The sequence below is a fragment of the Citrobacter sp. MGH 55 genome (assembly GCF_016906145.1).
Lineage (GTDB): Bacteria > Pseudomonadota > Gammaproteobacteria > Enterobacterales > Enterobacteriaceae > Citrobacter_A > Citrobacter_A amalonaticus.
The window spans coordinates 3,926,906-3,942,773 of record NZ_CP070239.1; the positions used below are offsets into that span (position 1 = coordinate 3,926,906).

Annotated in this window: 12 protein-coding genes; 7 read left to right on the forward strand and 5 right to left on the reverse strand. The window is 55.1% G+C overall.

Annotated features, from left to right (window positions below; all coding sequences use genetic code 11):
* The first annotated feature begins 126 nt into the window (after positions 1-126).
* On the forward strand, positions 127-4,800 hold the full coding sequence (locus JTI98_RS16200) for an ATP-dependent helicase (protein ID WP_216081527.1): 4,674 nt from the start codon (positions 127-129) through the stop codon (positions 4,798-4,800).
* A gap of 65 nt (positions 4,801-4,865) precedes the next feature.
* Here the strand turns inward: JTI98_RS16200 and grxD are convergent, their stop codons facing one another.
* Positions 4,866-5,213 carry a monothiol glutaredoxin 4 gene (grxD, locus tag JTI98_RS16205; RefSeq protein ID WP_042319226.1) on the reverse strand — a complete coding sequence of 116 codons (348 nt, stop codon included), beginning with the start codon at positions 5,211-5,213 and terminating at the stop codon, positions 4,866-4,868.
* A 335-nt stretch (positions 5,214-5,548) separates the two neighbouring features.
* Here grxD and JTI98_RS16210 point away from each other — a divergent pair, with 335 nt between their 5' ends.
* The gene (locus JTI98_RS16210) at positions 5,549-6,382 is read left to right on the forward strand and encodes a C40 family peptidase (RefSeq protein ID WP_044265376.1); all 834 of its coding nucleotides are present in this window, start codon (positions 5,549-5,551) and stop codon (positions 6,380-6,382) included.
* Positions 6,383-6,508: 126 nt separating this feature from the next.
* Entirely contained in the window at positions 6,509-7,090 is a 582-nt protein-coding gene (sodB, locus tag JTI98_RS16215; RefSeq protein ID WP_043000811.1) for a superoxide dismutase [Fe], read from the forward strand.
* A 46-nt stretch (positions 7,091-7,136) separates the two neighbouring features.
* On the opposite strand, the gene JTI98_RS16220 is transcribed toward sodB, so the two are convergent.
* Positions 7,137-8,303: an MFS transporter gene (locus tag JTI98_RS16220; RefSeq protein ID WP_043000812.1), complete on the reverse strand. Its 1,167-nt coding sequence runs from the start codon at positions 8,301-8,303 to the stop codon at positions 7,137-7,139.
* A gap of 167 nt (positions 8,304-8,470) precedes the next feature.
* A complete protein-coding gene (locus JTI98_RS16225) occupies positions 8,471-8,560 on the reverse strand; it encodes a YnhF family membrane protein (protein WP_086512609.1) in 90 nt (29 codons plus the stop codon).
* Between the two features lie 293 nt (positions 8,561-8,853).
* Between JTI98_RS16225 and purR the strand changes: the two genes are divergently transcribed.
* On the forward strand, positions 8,854-9,879 hold the full coding sequence (gene purR / locus JTI98_RS16230) for an HTH-type transcriptional repressor PurR (protein WP_216081528.1): 1,026 nt from the start codon (positions 8,854-8,856) through the stop codon (positions 9,877-9,879).
* Here purR and punR read toward each other — a convergent pair.
* Positions 9,876-10,808, reverse strand: coding sequence for a DNA-binding transcriptional activator PunR (gene punR, locus JTI98_RS16235; RefSeq protein ID WP_216081529.1), 933 nt, complete (start codon positions 10,806-10,808; stop codon positions 9,876-9,878). The genes purR and punR overlap by 4 nt on opposite strands.
* 111 nt (positions 10,809-10,919) lie before the next feature.
* On the opposite strand from punR, the gene punC reads away from it, so the two are divergent.
* Both punC and cfa read left to right on the forward strand, forming a co-directional pair.
* Complete coding sequence (punC, locus tag JTI98_RS16240; RefSeq protein WP_058588012.1) at positions 10,920-12,125, forward strand: purine nucleoside transporter PunC; 1,206 nt, start codon at positions 10,920-10,922, stop codon at positions 12,123-12,125.
* A 291-nt stretch (positions 12,126-12,416) separates the two neighbouring features.
* Complete coding sequence (cfa, locus tag JTI98_RS16245) at positions 12,417-13,565, forward strand: cyclopropane fatty acyl phospholipid synthase (protein WP_043000816.1); 1,149 nt, start codon at positions 12,417-12,419, stop codon at positions 13,563-13,565.
* A gap of 41 nt (positions 13,566-13,606) precedes the next feature.
* Here the strand turns inward: cfa and JTI98_RS16250 are convergent, their stop codons facing one another.
* Positions 13,607-14,248 (reverse strand): riboflavin synthase, encoded by a 642-nt coding sequence (locus tag JTI98_RS16250; protein WP_043000817.1) that lies wholly within the window; start codon positions 14,246-14,248, stop codon positions 13,607-13,609.
* A 219-nt stretch (positions 14,249-14,467) separates the two neighbouring features.
* Here JTI98_RS16250 and mdtK point away from each other — a divergent pair, with 219 nt between their 5' ends.
* On the forward strand, positions 14,468-15,841 hold the full coding sequence (gene mdtK / locus JTI98_RS16255) for a multidrug efflux MATE transporter MdtK (protein WP_216081530.1): 1,374 nt from the start codon (positions 14,468-14,470) through the stop codon (positions 15,839-15,841).
* Positions 15,842-15,868: the final 27 nt, after the last annotated feature.

Below are 15,868 nucleotides of genomic sequence, written 5' to 3' on the forward strand. Positions count from 1 at the left end.
TGTTTATCAGGCCGCTCCCCCTTCCATCCATACTGTATATTTGACCAGTATCAATACACCCTGCGCATTTCCCGCTATTCTGTTAAAAGGTCTTGATTCGCCAACATCGCTAAAGGGACAGGGAACATGTCAGCAAAAAATGCGCCGCCTCCGCTGCCGGATATTTTCTCACCGGCAACCCGCGACTGGTTTACCTCGGCATTTCAGCATCCCACGCCGGTGCAGTCGCAAACGTGGGCCGTGACCGCCGCAAATCAGCACGCGCTGGTGATCGCCCCGACCGGTTCGGGGAAAACCCTTGCCGCGTTTCTCTATGCCCTGGATAGCCTGTTTCGTGAAGGCGAGGCAGCGCACGCCACCTCCTCCTCCGACAAAGAAAAGAAAGTCACCCGAATCCTCTATATTTCCCCGATAAAAGCCCTGGGTACGGATGTCCAGCGCAACCTGCAAATTCCCCTGCTGGGGATTAGCGAAGAACGGAAGAAATCCGGCGCGCCAGAGGTGGCTATTCGGGTTGGGATCCGCACCGGCGATACGTCGCCTCAGGAGCGTGCGAAGCTAAGTCGTCATCCGCCCGATATTCTGATCACCACGCCGGAGTCGCTTTATCTGATGCTCACCTCCCGCGCCAGAGAGACGCTGCGCGGCGTTGAAACGGTGATCGTCGATGAAGTACATGCGGTAGCAGGCACAAAACGCGGCGCGCATCTTGCGCTGAGTCTCGAACGCCTGGATGCGCTTCTGGCAACGTCGGCGCAGCGCATTGGTTTGTCGGCAACCGTGCGTTCGGTTACAGCCGTTGCCGCTTTTCTGGGCGGCGATCGTCCGGTTACCGTTATCAATCCGCCTTCTACCCGTCACCCGGATATCCACATCGTCGCTCCAGCCGCCAATCTTGATGACGTCTTAGCGGACAATAGCGACAGCGGCGAGGCCATTCACAAGGGTCGAGAAGGTTCCATCTGGCCGCGCATTGAAGCCGGTATTCTCGATCAAATCCTTAGCCATCGTTCCACCATTGTTTTCACCAACTCGCGTGGGCTGGCGGAAAAGCTGACGGCCCGCCTGAATGAACTGTATCTTTCGCGACAACAAGCGTTGCCCCAACCGCAGGCAGAGCCGGTGCACTTTGACTCGCTAACCGGGTCCACCAGTAACCGGGCGCAGGACGCCGCAGAATACATTGCCCGTTCGCATCATGGTTCGGTGTCCAAAGAACAGCGTGCCGTCACCGAACATGCGCTGAAATCCGGCGAACTTCGCTGCGTGGTGGCGACCTCCAGTCTGGAGCTGGGGATCGACATGGGGGCGGTTGATCTGGTGATTCAGGTGGCGACGCCCCTTTCTGTCGCCAGCGGCCTGCAGCGCATCGGACGCGCCAGTCACCAGGTCGGCGGGGTATCAAAGGGGCTGTTCTACCCCAGAACCCGTCGGGATCTGATTGACTCTGCCGTCATCGTCGAATGTATGTACGCCGGACAACTGGAAACGTTGACGCCGCCACGCAACCCGCTGGATATTCTGGCGCAGCAAACCGTTGCCGCCGTATCAATGGATCCACTCAATGTAGATGACTGGTATGCCCTCGTCCGCCGGGCTTCACCGTGGCAGGATTTGCCGAGAAGCGCATTTGACGCCACGCTGGATATGCTGGCAGGGCGCTATCCCTCCGGCGATTTTGCCGTCTTCCGACCGCGCATAATCTGGAACCGCGAAACCGGGTTATTAACGGCCCGTCCTGGCGCGCAGCTTCTGGCGGTAACCAGCGGCGGTACCATTCCGGACCGCGGCATGTTCAGCGTGCTGCTTCCCGAAGGGGATGAACAAGCCGGATCGCGTCGCGTAGGCGAACTGGATGAAGAAATGGTGTACGAGTCACGCGTCAACGACATCATCACGCTGGGTGCAACCTCGTGGCGTATTCAACAAATCACCCGCGATCAGGTTATCGTTGCCCCCGCGCCCGGACGCTCGGCCAGACTGCCGTTCTGGCGCGGCGAAGGCGTCGGGCGCCCGGCGGAACTGGGAGAACGCATTGGTGATTTTATCCATACGATGTCCGATGACAACGCAGAACGCCGGCTCTCACCCCGACTGCGCGATGACAATGTTCTGTCGAATATCAAAGGGTTAATTGACGATCAAAAAAATGCTACGGGCGTGCTCCCCTGGAGTCGTCATCTGGTGCTTGAGCGCTGTCGCGATGAAATGGGTGACTGGCGGGTTATTCTGCATTCCCCTTATGGTCGTCGGGTACACGCGCCCTGGGCGCTGGCGATTGCCGGACGCCTCCATGCGCAGTGGGGGGCTGACGCGTCGATTGTTGCCAGTGATGATGGGATTGTCGCGCGCATACCGGACAGCGACGGGAAACTGCCCGATGCCGCTATTTTCCTGTTTGAACCGGAAAAACTGCTGCGCATTGTCCGGGAGGCCGTCAGCAGTACGGCGCTGTTTGCTGCCCGCTTCAGAGAATGCGCCGCCCGCGCCCTGCTGATGCCGGGCCGCACGCCAGGGCGTCGTTCGCCGCTCTGGCAGCAACGCCTGCGCGCCAGTCAGCTTCTGGAAATCGCGGCGGGCTATCCTGATTTCCCCATTATTCTGGAAACGGCTCGTGAGTGCCTGCAGGACGTTTACGATCTCGACGCACTTGAGCAGGTCATACGCCGGTTGAACACCGGCGAGATCCAGATGTCTGAAGTGACCACGCCAACCCCCTCACCCTTCGCCACCGATCTGCTCTTCGGCTACGTCGCGGAATTTATGTACGCCACCGACGCGCCGCTGGCGGAACGTCGGGCTTCGGTACTGGCACTGGACAGCGAACTGCTGGGCAACCTGTTAGGCCAGGGCGATCCGCTGGAGTTGCTTGACCCGGAAATTATCCGCCAGGTTGAAGATGAACTTCAGCGGCGGGCGGCGGGCAGGAAAGCCCAGGGGATGGAAGGCGTTTACGATTTACTGCGCGAACTGGGACCAATGAGCGTCGACGAAATTGCCGCCAGACACGAAGGAACGCTCGCTGACATCAGGACGTGGCTTGATGAGCTGTCCGCTGAAAAACGTATCTTCCCGGTCGTTATCGCGGACACGGCGCAGATGGCCTGCATGGACGATGCAGCCAGACTTCGTGACGCGCTGGGAATTCGCCTGCCTGCGACGATTTCACCGGCATGGCTGCATCCGGTGAACGCGCCGCTGCGCGATCTTTTCCTGCGCTTCAGCCGTACCCACACGTTGTTTACTCGCACCCAGATTGCGCAGACGTTCGGGTTGGGGGTAGCCGTCGCCGGCGATCAACTGCGTCAATTGCGCGATGAGGGTGTCCTCATTCCGTTGCGTGCCGGTACATCTTCCACGCCTGACGAAGCGTCAACGTGGGTGAATGAGGACGTATTTCATCGTCTTCGCATCCGCTCGCTGCATGCGGCAAGAGAGGCAACCCGTCCGGTTCCGGCAACGAGCTACACCCGACTGTTGCTGGAGCGTCAGGGACTTATTTCATCCGCCGACGGCAGCCCGGCGCGCCTTCCGCCCTCCTCCACGGGTACGCTGGAAGGAAGTGACGGCGTCATGCGTGTTATTGAACAACTGGCCGGAGTCGGCCTGCCTGCCTCGTTGTGGGAAAGCCAGATTTTCCCTGCTCGTGTCCGTGATTATTCACCGGATATGCTCGATGAGTTGCTGGCGACGGGTGAAGTCATCTGGTCAGGACAAAAGAAACTGGGCGACGATGATGGACGGGTGGTACTGCATTTACGGGATTACCTGGCAGAAACGCTTTCCCCGCCATCCGGTGACAGCGAGGCGCTTTCAGACTTACAGCGCGCAATTTTGGACGTTCTTTCTGGTGGTGGCGCATGGTTTGCGCAGCAACTTAGCGCGTTGATTCAGACGCGTGCGACAGACGCTGGCGGCGACGAATGGTTAACGCCAGCCACGTTGCATGAGGCACTTTGGGGCCTGGTCTGGCAAGGGTATATCACAACCGATATCTGGGCTCCGCTGCGTGGCCTGTCGCGTACTGTCGCCGCATCGCGCCAGCCGTCACGACGTTCGCCGCGTATGCGTCGTGGACGCCCGGCCTATGCCGCGCCGCGCCTCTCGTCCATCGCTGTACCGGTTTCTTACACCACGCCTGCGCTGGCCGGTCGCTGGTCGCTGCTGCCGCGAGAGACGTTGAATGATACCGAACGGATGCTGGCCTGTGCCGAGAATATGCTCGATCGCTACGGCGTAATTGGTCGCCAGGCCGTGATTGCCGAGAATGTGCCTGGTGGCTTTCCCGCCATGCAGACGCTGTGCCGAAGCATGGAAGATTCTGGGCGAATTCTGCGTGGGCGGTTCGTGGAGGGAATGGGCGGCGCGCAGTTTGCCGAGCGGGACACTGTCGATCGTCTGCGCGATCTGACGCCGTCGACGTCTGAACAACAGGCGTTTACGGCGGTGGCGCTATCTGCGAACGATCCCGCTAATCCCTGGGGAACGCTACTACCGTGGCCGACGCATCCGTCATCTCTGGTTCCCGGGCGGCGTAACGGCGCGTTTGTCGTGATTTCCGCTGGACAGTTGCGGCTGTACCTTGCTCAGGGAGGAAAAAAGATGATGATCTGGACAGAAAATGAGGAGATGCCTTCGCCGGAGATTTTCAGGGCGCTGGTGAGCGCCTTACGCCGTGAACCGCGACTGCGTTTCACGCTGTCGGAAGTCAACGATAAACCGGTACGGCAAACCCCTCTCTTTACCCTGCTACGGGAAGTCGGGTTTTCCAGTTCGCCGCAGGGGCTGGACTGGGGATAGGAAGCGCAGAAATGAAAAGGAGCTTAACCTGAGTCAGGAAAAGCTCCCCTTTAACCGTCTACTGATTACTCAGCGTCTGATTCTTCAGATTTGTATTTTGCAGCGGTCTCTTTGATCAACTGCTGCAGTTCGCCGCGCTGGTACATTTCGATCAAAATGTCGCAGCCGCCAACCAGTTCACCGTCAACCCACAGCTGTGGGAAGGTCGGCCAGTTTGCATATTTTGGCAGTTCTGCGCGAATATCCGGGTTTTGCAGAATATCCACATAGGCAAAACGCTCACCACAGGCGGAAAGTGCCTGCACAGCCTGGGCGGAGAAGCCGCAGCTTGGCAGTTTTGGAGAACCTTTCATATACAGGAGAATCGGGTTTTCAGCGATCTGGCGCTGGATTTTTTCGATAGTGGTGCTCATTGTCTTGCTTCCTTAACTTCTTTTACGGCAGTCGACTGACATTGTAGCGTTTCAGAGCGACATCGGAAAATAACATTTTCATTACGCTTTACTATTTTATCGTCTGAACGCATAAGTTGCATTCCCAATAATAGTTTCCTCAGTGGCTGTGCCGAAAGTGTGCGCTAAATAAGCAGATTTAGCTTTGGCTGCTGTTTTTTTTTGCACTCAATAGCGAAACCGTATTTTTAACAATAAAAGCTATTAACTTTATTCGTTTCTATAGATTAGAATCATCAGGTTTTGTAAATCACACGCAGGTATGATTGCGACCTGCCTTAACAGAGGAATGCTCAGTGGCGCGGATAAACCGACTTTCCCTCACGCTCTGTGCTTTGCTATTTACAACGATTCCCTTTATGCCGATGGCACATGCGTCCAAGCAAGCCAGGGATACGGCTGGTCTTACGGATAGTAAGAAAACCAGCAACAAAAAGAAAAGTACGGCCACAGCAAAAAAAACGAATAAAACCCTTCAAAAAACCGTCAAGAAAACGACCAGCAAAACCAGCACGAAAACCGCCTCTTCTTCTAAGAAAAAAATCACCGCTTCTGCCAAAACCAGCAAAACAGCCAATCGCAAAAGTAAAGCCGTCGCAGCGAAAAAGACAGCCGCTGTCAGCTGGAGCGAAAAGTGCACCCCGCGTAAAGGGCACAAGCCGACGTGTGTGAAAGTGAAGAACACGGCGTCAGGAAAGATCGCGGATGCCCATAAAGTGAAAGTGCAAAAAGCGACCAGCACGGCGATGAACAAATTAATGAGTCAGATTGGCAAGCCGTACCGCTGGGGTGGTACGTCTCCGCGCACCGGTTTCGATTGCAGCGGTCTGGTTTATTACGCTTATAAAGATCTGGTTAAATTCCGTATTCCGCGCACGGCAAATGAAATGTATCACCTGCGTGATGCCGCACCGATTGATCGTGGGGAATTGAAAAATGGCGATCTGGTGTTCTTCCGCACTCAGGGACGTGGTACTGCCGATCACGTCGGCGTTTATGTCGGCAACGGCAAATTTATTCAGTCACCGCGCAGCGGCCAGGAAATCCAGATCACATCGCTCAGCGAAGATTACTGGCAACGCCACTATGTCGGCGCTCGCCGGGTCATGACGCCCAAAACCATTCGTTAAAACTTTACCCTGTTGTTAACGCAACAGGGTAAGTTCATCTTTTGTCTCACCTTTCAATTTGCTACCCTATCCTTACGCACAATAAGGTTATTGCGCGAAATACTATTAATAATAAGGAGAGAAGCAATGTCGTTCGAATTACCTGCACTACCGTATGCCAAAGATGCGCTTGCGCCGCACATTTCCGCCGAGACGCTGGAATATCACTATGGCAAACACCATCAGACCTATGTCACCAACCTGAACAACCTGATCAAAGGCACCGCCTTTGAAGGGAAATCACTGGAAGAGATCGTACGCAGTTCGGAAGGCGGCGTGTTCAATAACGCTGCTCAGGTCTGGAACCACACGTTCTACTGGAACTGCCTGGCACCGAATGCTGGTGGCGAGCCAACCGGCGAACTGGCTGACGCGATTACCGCCTCTTTCGGCAGCTTTGCCGAGTTCAAAGCGCAATTTACCGACGCGGCGATCAAAAACTTCGGCTCTGGCTGGACCTGGCTGGTTAAAGGAAAAGAGGGCAAGCTGGCTATCGTTTCCACCTCCAACGCTGGCACGCCGTTGACCACCGACGCCACGCCGTTGATGACCGTCGACGTATGGGAACATGCGTACTACATTGACTACCGCAATGCGCGTCCTGGCTACCTTGAACACTTCTGGGCGCTGGTAAACTGGGAGTTTGTAGCGAAGAACTTCGCCGCGTAAAAAAGATAACGCAGAAGGGAATCCCTTCTGCGTTTTTGTCCTGCCGTTAACTGGCGACGCACACCTGTTCAGGTTGTTTTCTCGCCGAGACAAACACCAGCAACAGCGCCATACCCGCCACAATCGCCCCCATCACAGGAACAAAGCTGTAGCCTAATCCGCCTGAAATGACGGCCCCGCCAGCCGCAGCGCCCAGCGCATTTCCAAGGTTAAACGCGCCAATGTTCACGGAAGATGAGAGACCCGGCGCTTCATGAGCCACACGCATGACGCGCATTTGTAACGGAGGGACGACCGCAAAGGTTGCCGCCCCCCAGACCACCATGCTGACCGCCGCGCCCAGTTCATTCTGCGCCAGGAAAGGGATCGCCAGCATAATTACCATCAGCAGCAGCAAAAAGCCCTTCAGCGTGCCGTTAACCGAGCGATCGGCCAGTTTCCCTCCTAGGTAGTTGCCAATGGAGAAGCCCACACCGATCAGAACCAGCATCCCGGTCACAAAGGCCGGTGTCGCATGGGTGATGCTTTGCAGAACAGGCGAAATATAGGTATAGAGCGTGAACATGGCGCCCGCTCCCAGTACGGTAGTCAGTAGCGCGGAGAGCACCTGAGGACGCATCAGCACCGCCAGCTCTTTTTTCACTTCCGGGCGCGCCCCGGCACCGCCTTTTGGCAATGATAAGAAGAGACTCAACATCGAGATAACCCCCAGCCCCGCTGTCGCCATAAACGACATTCGCCAGCCGATGGTTTCACCCAGCCAGGTCGCCGCCGGCACACCGCCGATATTGGCGATGGTCAGCCCCATAAACATGGTCGCAACGGCGCTCGCCTGTTTGTGCTTCGGCACCACGCTTGCCGCCACCACCGAGCCCAGGCCGAAGAATGCGCCGTGGTTAAGGCTGGTTAAAATACGTGACAACATCAGCGTGGTGTAATCCGGTGAAATCGCCGAGAGCACGTTACCGAGCGTAAAGATAGCCATCAGAAAAATGAGCGCATTACGGCGTCCGCGATGTGACAGCAACAGCGTCATCAACGGCGCGCCGACCATCACGCCAACCGCATAGGCACTAATCAGCATACCTGCCGCGGGAATAGACACATCAACGCCACGTGCGATGACGGGCAGCAGACCCATTGGCGAGAATTCGGTGGTACCGATGCCAAACGCACCAATGGCCAGCGCCAGTAACGGATAATTGATTTTCATGCAGTGATGACTCCGGCTCTTCGCGACAGGGCGCGATGCTTAACAAAGAGTCAAAAGCATGACATCAATCACAAAAAAAGAGAAGTTAACAAAAATACAAAAGACTTTTGCAGATTCAATAACAATATGGCGGGAGGTTCGAGGGAGCAGGAACTCCCCCGAAGGGATCAGTGCAGTGCCGCCGTCAGGCCGCCCGCAACGATTAAAGCCAGGACAATAAACGTGGTCACTAATGAAAATTTCAGATCGGTGCTCATCAACTTTTCTCCTTTTTATACCCACACAAAAAGTGATATAGCGCATTTTTACACACTTGAGTGTAAAAATCTCCCACGATTTAGAGTGATATGTGCTTTTAATACTTCCCCTTTTCGTAAAGATCAGACAAAATTCGACGCTTACTTGATTAGCGTACCGGCCATTGACCCCTTCCTGACGTTCCGTGTCGTTTCCCGGCGTGCCGCAGCCCTGACGTTGGGCACAGGATGAGTAAAGGCAAACGTTTACTTGGCGTAATTTAATGTTCAGGTTGGGTCTGGAGTGAGATTTAATGGCAACAATTAAAGATGTAGCGAAGCGCGCAAACGTTTCCACTACAACCGTGTCACACGTAATTAACAAAACGCGTTTCGTCGCTGAAGAAACATGCAATGCAGTGTGGGCGGCAATCAAAGAATTGCACTATTCCCCCAGCGCGGTTGCCCGTAGCCTGAAAGTTAACCATACCAAATCTATCGGTTTGCTGGCGACGAGCAGCGAAGCCCCCTATTTTGCTGAAATTATTGAAGCGGTTGAGAAGAACTGCTTCCAGAAGGGCTATACCCTGATCCTCGGCAACGTCTGGAACAACCTGGAAAAGCAGCGTGCCTATCTGTCGATGATGGCGCAAAAGCGCGTTGATGGCCTGCTGGTAATGTGTTCCGAATACCCCGATCCCCTGCTCTCAATGTTGGAAGAATATCGTCATATCCCAATGGTGGTGATGGACTGGGGCGAAGCCAAAGCCGACTTCACTGATACGGTGATTGATAACGCCTTCGAGGGCGGCTATATGGCAGGCCGTTACCTCGTCGAGCGTGGACATCGCGAAATTGGCGTGATCCCAGGACTGATGGAGCGTAACACCGGCGCAGGCCGTTTAGCCGGATTTATGAAAGCGATGGATGAAGCGCTGATTAAAGTGCCTGAAAACTGGATTGTACAAGGCGACTTCGAGCCGGAATCCGGCTACCGCGCCATGCAGCAAATTCTGTCGCAGGCGCATCGCCCAACGGCGGTCTTCTGTGGCGGCGATGTCATGGCGATGGGCGCCCTTTGCGCCGCTGATGAGATGGGTCTGCGCGTCCCGCAGGACGTGTCGCTGATAGGCTACGACAACGTGCGCAACGCCCGCTTCTTTACACCAGCGTTGACCACCATCCACCAGCCGAAAGATTCACTGGGTGAGACGGCCTTTAATATGTTACTGGATCGTATCGTCAATAAACGCGAAGAGTCGCAGTCTATTGAAGTCCACCCGCGCCTGGTGGAGCGGCGCTCCGTGGCGGATGGCCCGTTCCGCGACTACCGTCGTTAAGCCTCTTCTGCGGGAGCCTCATCGGGCTCCCGCAGCCACTCTTTGTTCAGCGTTTCACTGTCTCCCAGATAATCCAGCAGCCAGATCAGCGCAGGTGACATATCATTCTGCTGCCAGGTCAGGCAACAGGCCGCATCCGGGAAAGGATTCTCCAGATTTAACGCGACCCACTGCCCCTTGTTGAGATACGGCTTGGCGAAATGTGTCGGGACCATGCCGACACAGAGTCCGGCGCTGATACAGGTCGCGGAAGAATCCCAGTCCGGCACCACCACCCGCTTCTGATTGTCCAGCAGCCAGGTCACGCGTTTCGGCAGCGTGCGGGAGGTATCTTCCAGCACCAGCGACGGCCAGTTGCGCAACGTGTCATCGCTTAACGGCCCGCTCATGGCGGCCAGCGGATGCGTACTGGCAACGACACAACACCAGCTCAGCTTACCCATATCGCGGAAAGTGTATCGTCCGCCAACCGGGATCGCCTGGGTTGCCCCGATGGCGAGTTCGACCCGACCATCTGACAGCGCGTCCCAGACGCCATTAAACACCTCCTGGAAGACCAGTAGTTCCACGTCATCAAAGTGGCGGTAGAAATCGACGATCAATTGCCGCGTGCGTTCCGGGCGCACGATATTGTCCACCGCAATGGGGAGTTGCCCACGCCAGCCGTTAGCGATCTGCTGACACTGTTGACGCGTGATCTGCATTTTTTTGATGACAGAGCGGCCTTCTTTCAAAAACCAGGCGCCCGCCGGCGTTAACACCACATCACGATGGCGACGTTCAAAAAGCGGGACGGCCAGCCACTCTTCCAGTTGGCGAACCGTATAGCTGACCGCTGAAGGCACTCGGTGCAACTCCTGGGCCGCGGAACTGAAGCTCCCGTTGCGTGCCACGGCATCGACCACTTCCAGCGCATATTCTGACCACATAATCTGCCTACAAAATTTTTGAATGCAATAAACAAATATTACCGTTTCACAAGCCCAAATTCACTCCCTACACTCTGCGCCAGTGTGATTAATCAAAATTAGAGAACAATTATGCAACCAGGAAAAGGGTTTTTAGTCTGGCTGGCAGGGCTCAGCGTGTTGGGTTTTCTGGCAACCGACATGTATTTGCCCGCTTTTGCCGCCATTCAATCTGACCTGCAAACACCGGCCTCTGCCGTCAGCGCCAGCCTGAGTCTGTTTTTAGCAGGCTTTGCCGTCGCCCAACTGCTGTGGGGACCACTCTCTGACCGTTATGGCCGTAAACCGATCCTGCTGCTGGGTCTGTCTGTCTTCGCCCTCGGTAGCCTGGGTATGCTGTGGGTGGAGAGCGCAACGGGCCTGTTAGTACTGCGTTTTATTCAGGCCGTGGGAGTTTGCGCGGCGACCGTCATCTGGCAGGCGCTGGTTACCGATTACTATCCTTCGCATAAAATTAACCGCATTTTCGCGACCATCATGCCGCTGGTCGGGCTGTCTCCTGCACTGGCGCCGTTATTAGGCAGTTGGATTCTGACCCATCTTTCCTGGCAGGCGATCTTTGCCACGCTGTTTTTCATCACGCTGCTGCTGATGCTGCCCGCCCTGTTTTTAAAGCCCACCACCCGGGCTCGCGATGACAGCAAGGACAAACTGACGTTCACCACCCTGCTGCGTTCGAAAGCGTACCGCGGCAACGTCCTGATTTACGCCGCCTGTTCTGCCAGCTTCTTTGCGTGGTTGACCGGTTCCCCGTTTATTTTGAGTGAAATGGGCTACAGCCCGGCGGTGATTGGGCTGAGCTACGTACCGCAGACCATTGCTTTTCTGATTGGCGGCTATGGCTGTCGCGCCGCGTTGCAAAAATGGCAGGGACAACAGCTCCTGCCCTGGCTGCTGGTTATCTATGCGCTGAGCGTGGTGGCAACCTGGGCGGCAAGTTTTATCCATCACATCACGCTTGCAGAGATCCTGATCCCCTTCTGCATAATGGCGATTGCCAACGGGGCTATTTACCCGATTGTGGTTGCCCAGGCGCTGCGTCCATTCCCGCAGGCGACGGGTCGTGCCGCAGCCCTGCAAAATACCCTGCAGTTGGGTCTGTGCTTCCTGGCAAGCCTGGTCGTTTCCTGGCTTATCAGCACACCGCTGTTGACCACGACCAGCGTGATGTTGTCTACGGTGGTACTGGCTGGACTGGGCTATAAGATGCAACTGCAGCCTTCTAACGACAGTGCGCAGCATGATAATTGCGGGATTGCCCACAGCGAATCCCATTGATATCACTCATAATCACCGTTAATTAGTCGGCTAACAATTTTTGGTTGTATCATCGTTTTTTGAGGCCTATACTAAATTTCGGTTGTTAAAATTACGATAATTATTATGCGTTAACGGGAACCGGAGCGTTCCCGGTTCCCCATGGATGGCCTTTTCGGCAAGGGGTCCTCCCTTCCTCTGTTCTACGTCGGATAATAGACTCGCGGAATGTTTCCGTGAGATTTCTCACAAAGCCCAAAAAGCGTCTACGCTGTTTTAAGGTTCTGATCACCGACCAGTGATGGAGAAACTATGAGTTCATCGTGTATAGAAGAAGTCAGCGTACCGGATGACGACTGGTACCGTATCACTAACGAATTATTAAGCCGCGCGGGCATTGCCATCAACGGCTCTTCACCAGCAGATATACGCGTTAAAAACCCCGATTTTTTCAAACGCGTTTTACAAGAGGGGTCGCTCGGTCTGGGTGAGAGTTACATGGATGGCTGGTGGGAATGCGATCGGCTGGACCAGTTTTTTAGCAAAGTTCTGCGAGCAGGACTGGAAAACCAACTTCCCCACCATTTCAAAGATACCCTCCGCATCGCGGCCGCTCGCCTGTTCAATCTGCAAAGTAAAAAACGAGCGTGGATCGTCGGTAAAGAACATTACGATCTCGGCAACGATCTGTTCAGCCGTATGCTCGACCCCTTTATGCAGTATTCCTGCGCGTACTGGAAAGACGCGGATACTCTGGAGGCAGCGCAGCAGGCCAAACTGCGGTTAATCTGTGAGAAATTGCAACTGCAACCCGGTATGCGTGTGCTGGATATTGGCTGCGGCTGGGGTGGTTTATCGCACTATATGGCGACGCATTACGGCGTCAGTGTGGTTGGCGTGACGATTTCAGCCGAGCAGCAGAAAATGGCTCAAGCCCGCTGTGCCGGGCTGGATGTGTCGATTCTGTTGCAGGATTATCGTGATTTGCACGATCAGTTTGACCGCATTGTCTCGGTAGGCATGTTTGAGCACGTCGGCCCTAAAAATTACGCGACCTATTTTGACGTGGTTGATCGCAATCTGAAACCCGAAGGGCTGTTCTTATTACATACCATCGGTTCGAAGAAAACCGACAATAATGTCGACCCGTGGATCAACAAGTATATCTTCCCGAATGGTTGCCTCCCGTCAGTACGTCAGATAGCCAACGCCAGTGAATCGCACTTTGTGATGGAAGACTGGCATAACTTCGGCGCGGATTACGACAAGACGCTGATGGCATGGTACGAGCGTTTTCTCGCTGCCTGGCCTGAAATTGCCGAGAACTATTCCGAGCGTTTTAAACGGATGTTCAGTTACTACCTCAACGCCTGCGCCGGCGCGTTTCGCGCCCGCGATATTCAGCTCTGGCAGGTGGTATTCTCGCGCGGCGTTGAAGACGGCCTGCGCGTAGCCCGCTAAACTTTCTTATGCCCCCGCCGTCTTGCGGGGGCTGGAGGGTTTTACGCTTCGCTGGCGGTTTTCGTTACCGCCGCTTCACGCGCAGCCAACACGCGTTCTACCGTATCCACCACCGCCTGCGTTTGCGGATCGATTTCGATATTGACGCGCGCGCCCAGTTTTTTCTTACCCAGCGTCGTGCGTTCCAGGGTTTCCGGAATGAGATGCACGCAAAAACGCGTCGCGGTGACTTCTCCGACGGTCAGGCTGATCCCATCAATCCCGATAAAACCTTTGTACAAGATGTATTTCATTAGCGTCGGATCCTGGACTTTGAACCAGATCTGACGGTTGTTTTCGGAGGTTAAAATCTTTGACACTTCCGCGGTGGTCATGATGTGACCGGACATCAGATGCCCGCCAATCTCATCGCTGAATTTTGCCGCACGCTCGACGTTAAGCAGGTCGCCCACCTTCAGATCGCCCAGATTGGTGATCCGCAGCGTTTCTTTCATCAAATCAAAACTAATGCGATTGCCGTTAATTTCTGTGACGGTCAGGCAGCAGCCGTTATGCGCCACCGATGCGCCCGTTTCCAGCGCGTCCAGCATGTATTCAGGTAATTCCACTACATGGGTGCGAAAATTGGGTTTTTCATCGATCGACACCAGTTTTGCGGTGCCCTGCACAATACCTGTAAACATACCTACAACTCCTGAATTCAGTTAAGCCATTTCTGCCTGCCACAATAGCAGTTGGAAAATCAGGTTGCCAGTGAAGTGCCCCTTGACCTGTTTTTTTCACTGGTGAAATTAGCATTCATCGCTACAATAGACTGAAATTTCCCCTTACATCTTCTTCTTGCTGCCACCCGTGGCGGCTTTTTTAGTCTCTCAAATAAAAACAAAATGATAGGTGTACACGTGCAGAAGTATATCAGTGAAGCGCGTCAGTTATTGGCTCTGGCAATACCGGTGATTCTTGCGCAAATCGCCCAAACCGCAATGGGGTTCGTCGATACCGTGATGGCGGGTGGTTACAGCGCCACCGATATGGCGGCCGTCGCCATTGGGACCTCCATCTGGCTGCCCGCCATTCTGTTCGGCCACGGGTTGCTGCTGGCGCTGACTCCGGTGATTGCTCAGCTCAATGGTTCCGGACGCCGCGATCGCATTGCGCATCAAGTACGCCAGGGCTTCTGGCTCGCGGGTTTCGTCTCACTGCTGATTATGATTGTGCTGTGGAACGCCGGTTATATCATCCGCTCTATGCATAACATCGATCCGGCCCTGGCGGATAAAGCCGTCGGTTACCTTCGTGCATTGTTATGGGGCGCGCCGGGCTATCTGTTCTTCCAGGTTGCGCGTAACCAGTGTGAAGGTCTGGCGAAAACCAAACCCGGCATGGTGATGGGTTTTCTTGGCCTGCTGGTCAACATCCCGGTGAACTATATCTTTATCTATGGTCACTTCGGCATGCCGGAACTCGGCGGTGTCGGCTGCGGCGTGGCGACTGCGGCGGTCTATTGGGTGATGTTCAGCGCCATGCTCTGGTACGTGAAACATGCGCGTTCAATGCGCGATATCCGCAATGAACAGCGTTTCAGCAAGCCGGATAACGTGGTGATGAAGCGCCTGGTGCAACTGGGTCTGCCGATTGCGCTGGCACTGTTCTTTGAAGTCACATTGTTCGCCGTGGTGGCGCTCCTGGTTTCACCGCTGGGCATTGTCGATGTCGCCGGTCACCAGATCGCCCTGAACTTCAGTTCGCTGATGTTTGTTTTGCCGATGTCACTGGCGGCGGCGGTCACTATTCGCGTGGGCTATCGTCTCGGACAAGGTTCAACGCTGGATGCGCAAATCGCCGCGCGTACCGGTTTAGGTGTTGGCGTCTGCATGGCGTGCCTGACGGCTATCTTTACCGTGACGCTGCGTGAGCACATCGCCCTGCTCTATAACGACAATCCTGAAGTGGTGACGCTGGCGGCGCAACTGATGCTGCTGGCGGCGGTTTATCAGATTTCGGACTCCATCCAGGTCATCGGCAGCGGGATCCTGCGTGGTTACAAAGATACGCGTTCGATTTTCTTTATCACCTTTACCGCCTACTGGGTGTTGGGATTACCGAGCGGTTATATTCTCGCCCTGACCGACCTGGTGGTGGACAGGATGGGGCCGGCTGGATTCTGGATGGGCTTTATCATCGGCCTGACGTCGGCGGCGGTTATGATGATGCTGCGAATGCGCTTCCTGCAACGTCTGCCTTCTACGGTGATTCTGCAGCGCGCTGCGCGATAAAACGACGATAGCCGCCAGCTGGCGGCT

Bases quoted from the DNA above. Each gene is read 5' to 3' on its own strand.
- JTI98_RS16200 (WP_216081527.1), top strand. From the start codon at position 127: ATGTCAGCAAAAAATGCGCCGCCTCCGCTGCCGGATATTTTCTCACCG.
- grxD (WP_042319226.1), bottom strand. From the start codon at position 5,213: ATGAGCACCACTATCGAAAAAATCCAGCGCCAGATCGCTGAAAACCCG.
- sodB (WP_043000811.1), top strand. From the start codon at position 6,509: ATGTCGTTCGAATTACCTGCACTACCGTATGCCAAAGATGCGCTTGCG.
- JTI98_RS16220 (WP_043000812.1), bottom strand. From the start codon at position 8,303: ATGAAAATCAATTATCCGTTACTGGCGCTGGCCATTGGTGCGTTTGGC.
- JTI98_RS16225 (WP_086512609.1), bottom strand. From the start codon at position 8,560: ATGAGCACCGATCTGAAATTTTCATTAGTGACCACGTTTATTGTCCTG.
- purR (WP_216081528.1), top strand. From the start codon at position 8,854: ATGGCAACAATTAAAGATGTAGCGAAGCGCGCAAACGTTTCCACTACA.
- punR (WP_216081529.1), bottom strand. From the start codon at position 10,808: ATGTGGTCAGAATATGCGCTGGAAGTGGTCGATGCCGTGGCACGCAAC.
- punC (WP_058588012.1), top strand. From the start codon at position 10,920: ATGCAACCAGGAAAAGGGTTTTTAGTCTGGCTGGCAGGGCTCAGCGTG.
- cfa (WP_043000816.1), top strand. From the start codon at position 12,417: ATGAGTTCATCGTGTATAGAAGAAGTCAGCGTACCGGATGACGACTGG.
- JTI98_RS16250 (WP_043000817.1), bottom strand. From the start codon at position 14,248: ATGTTTACAGGTATTGTGCAGGGCACCGCAAAACTGGTGTCGATCGAT.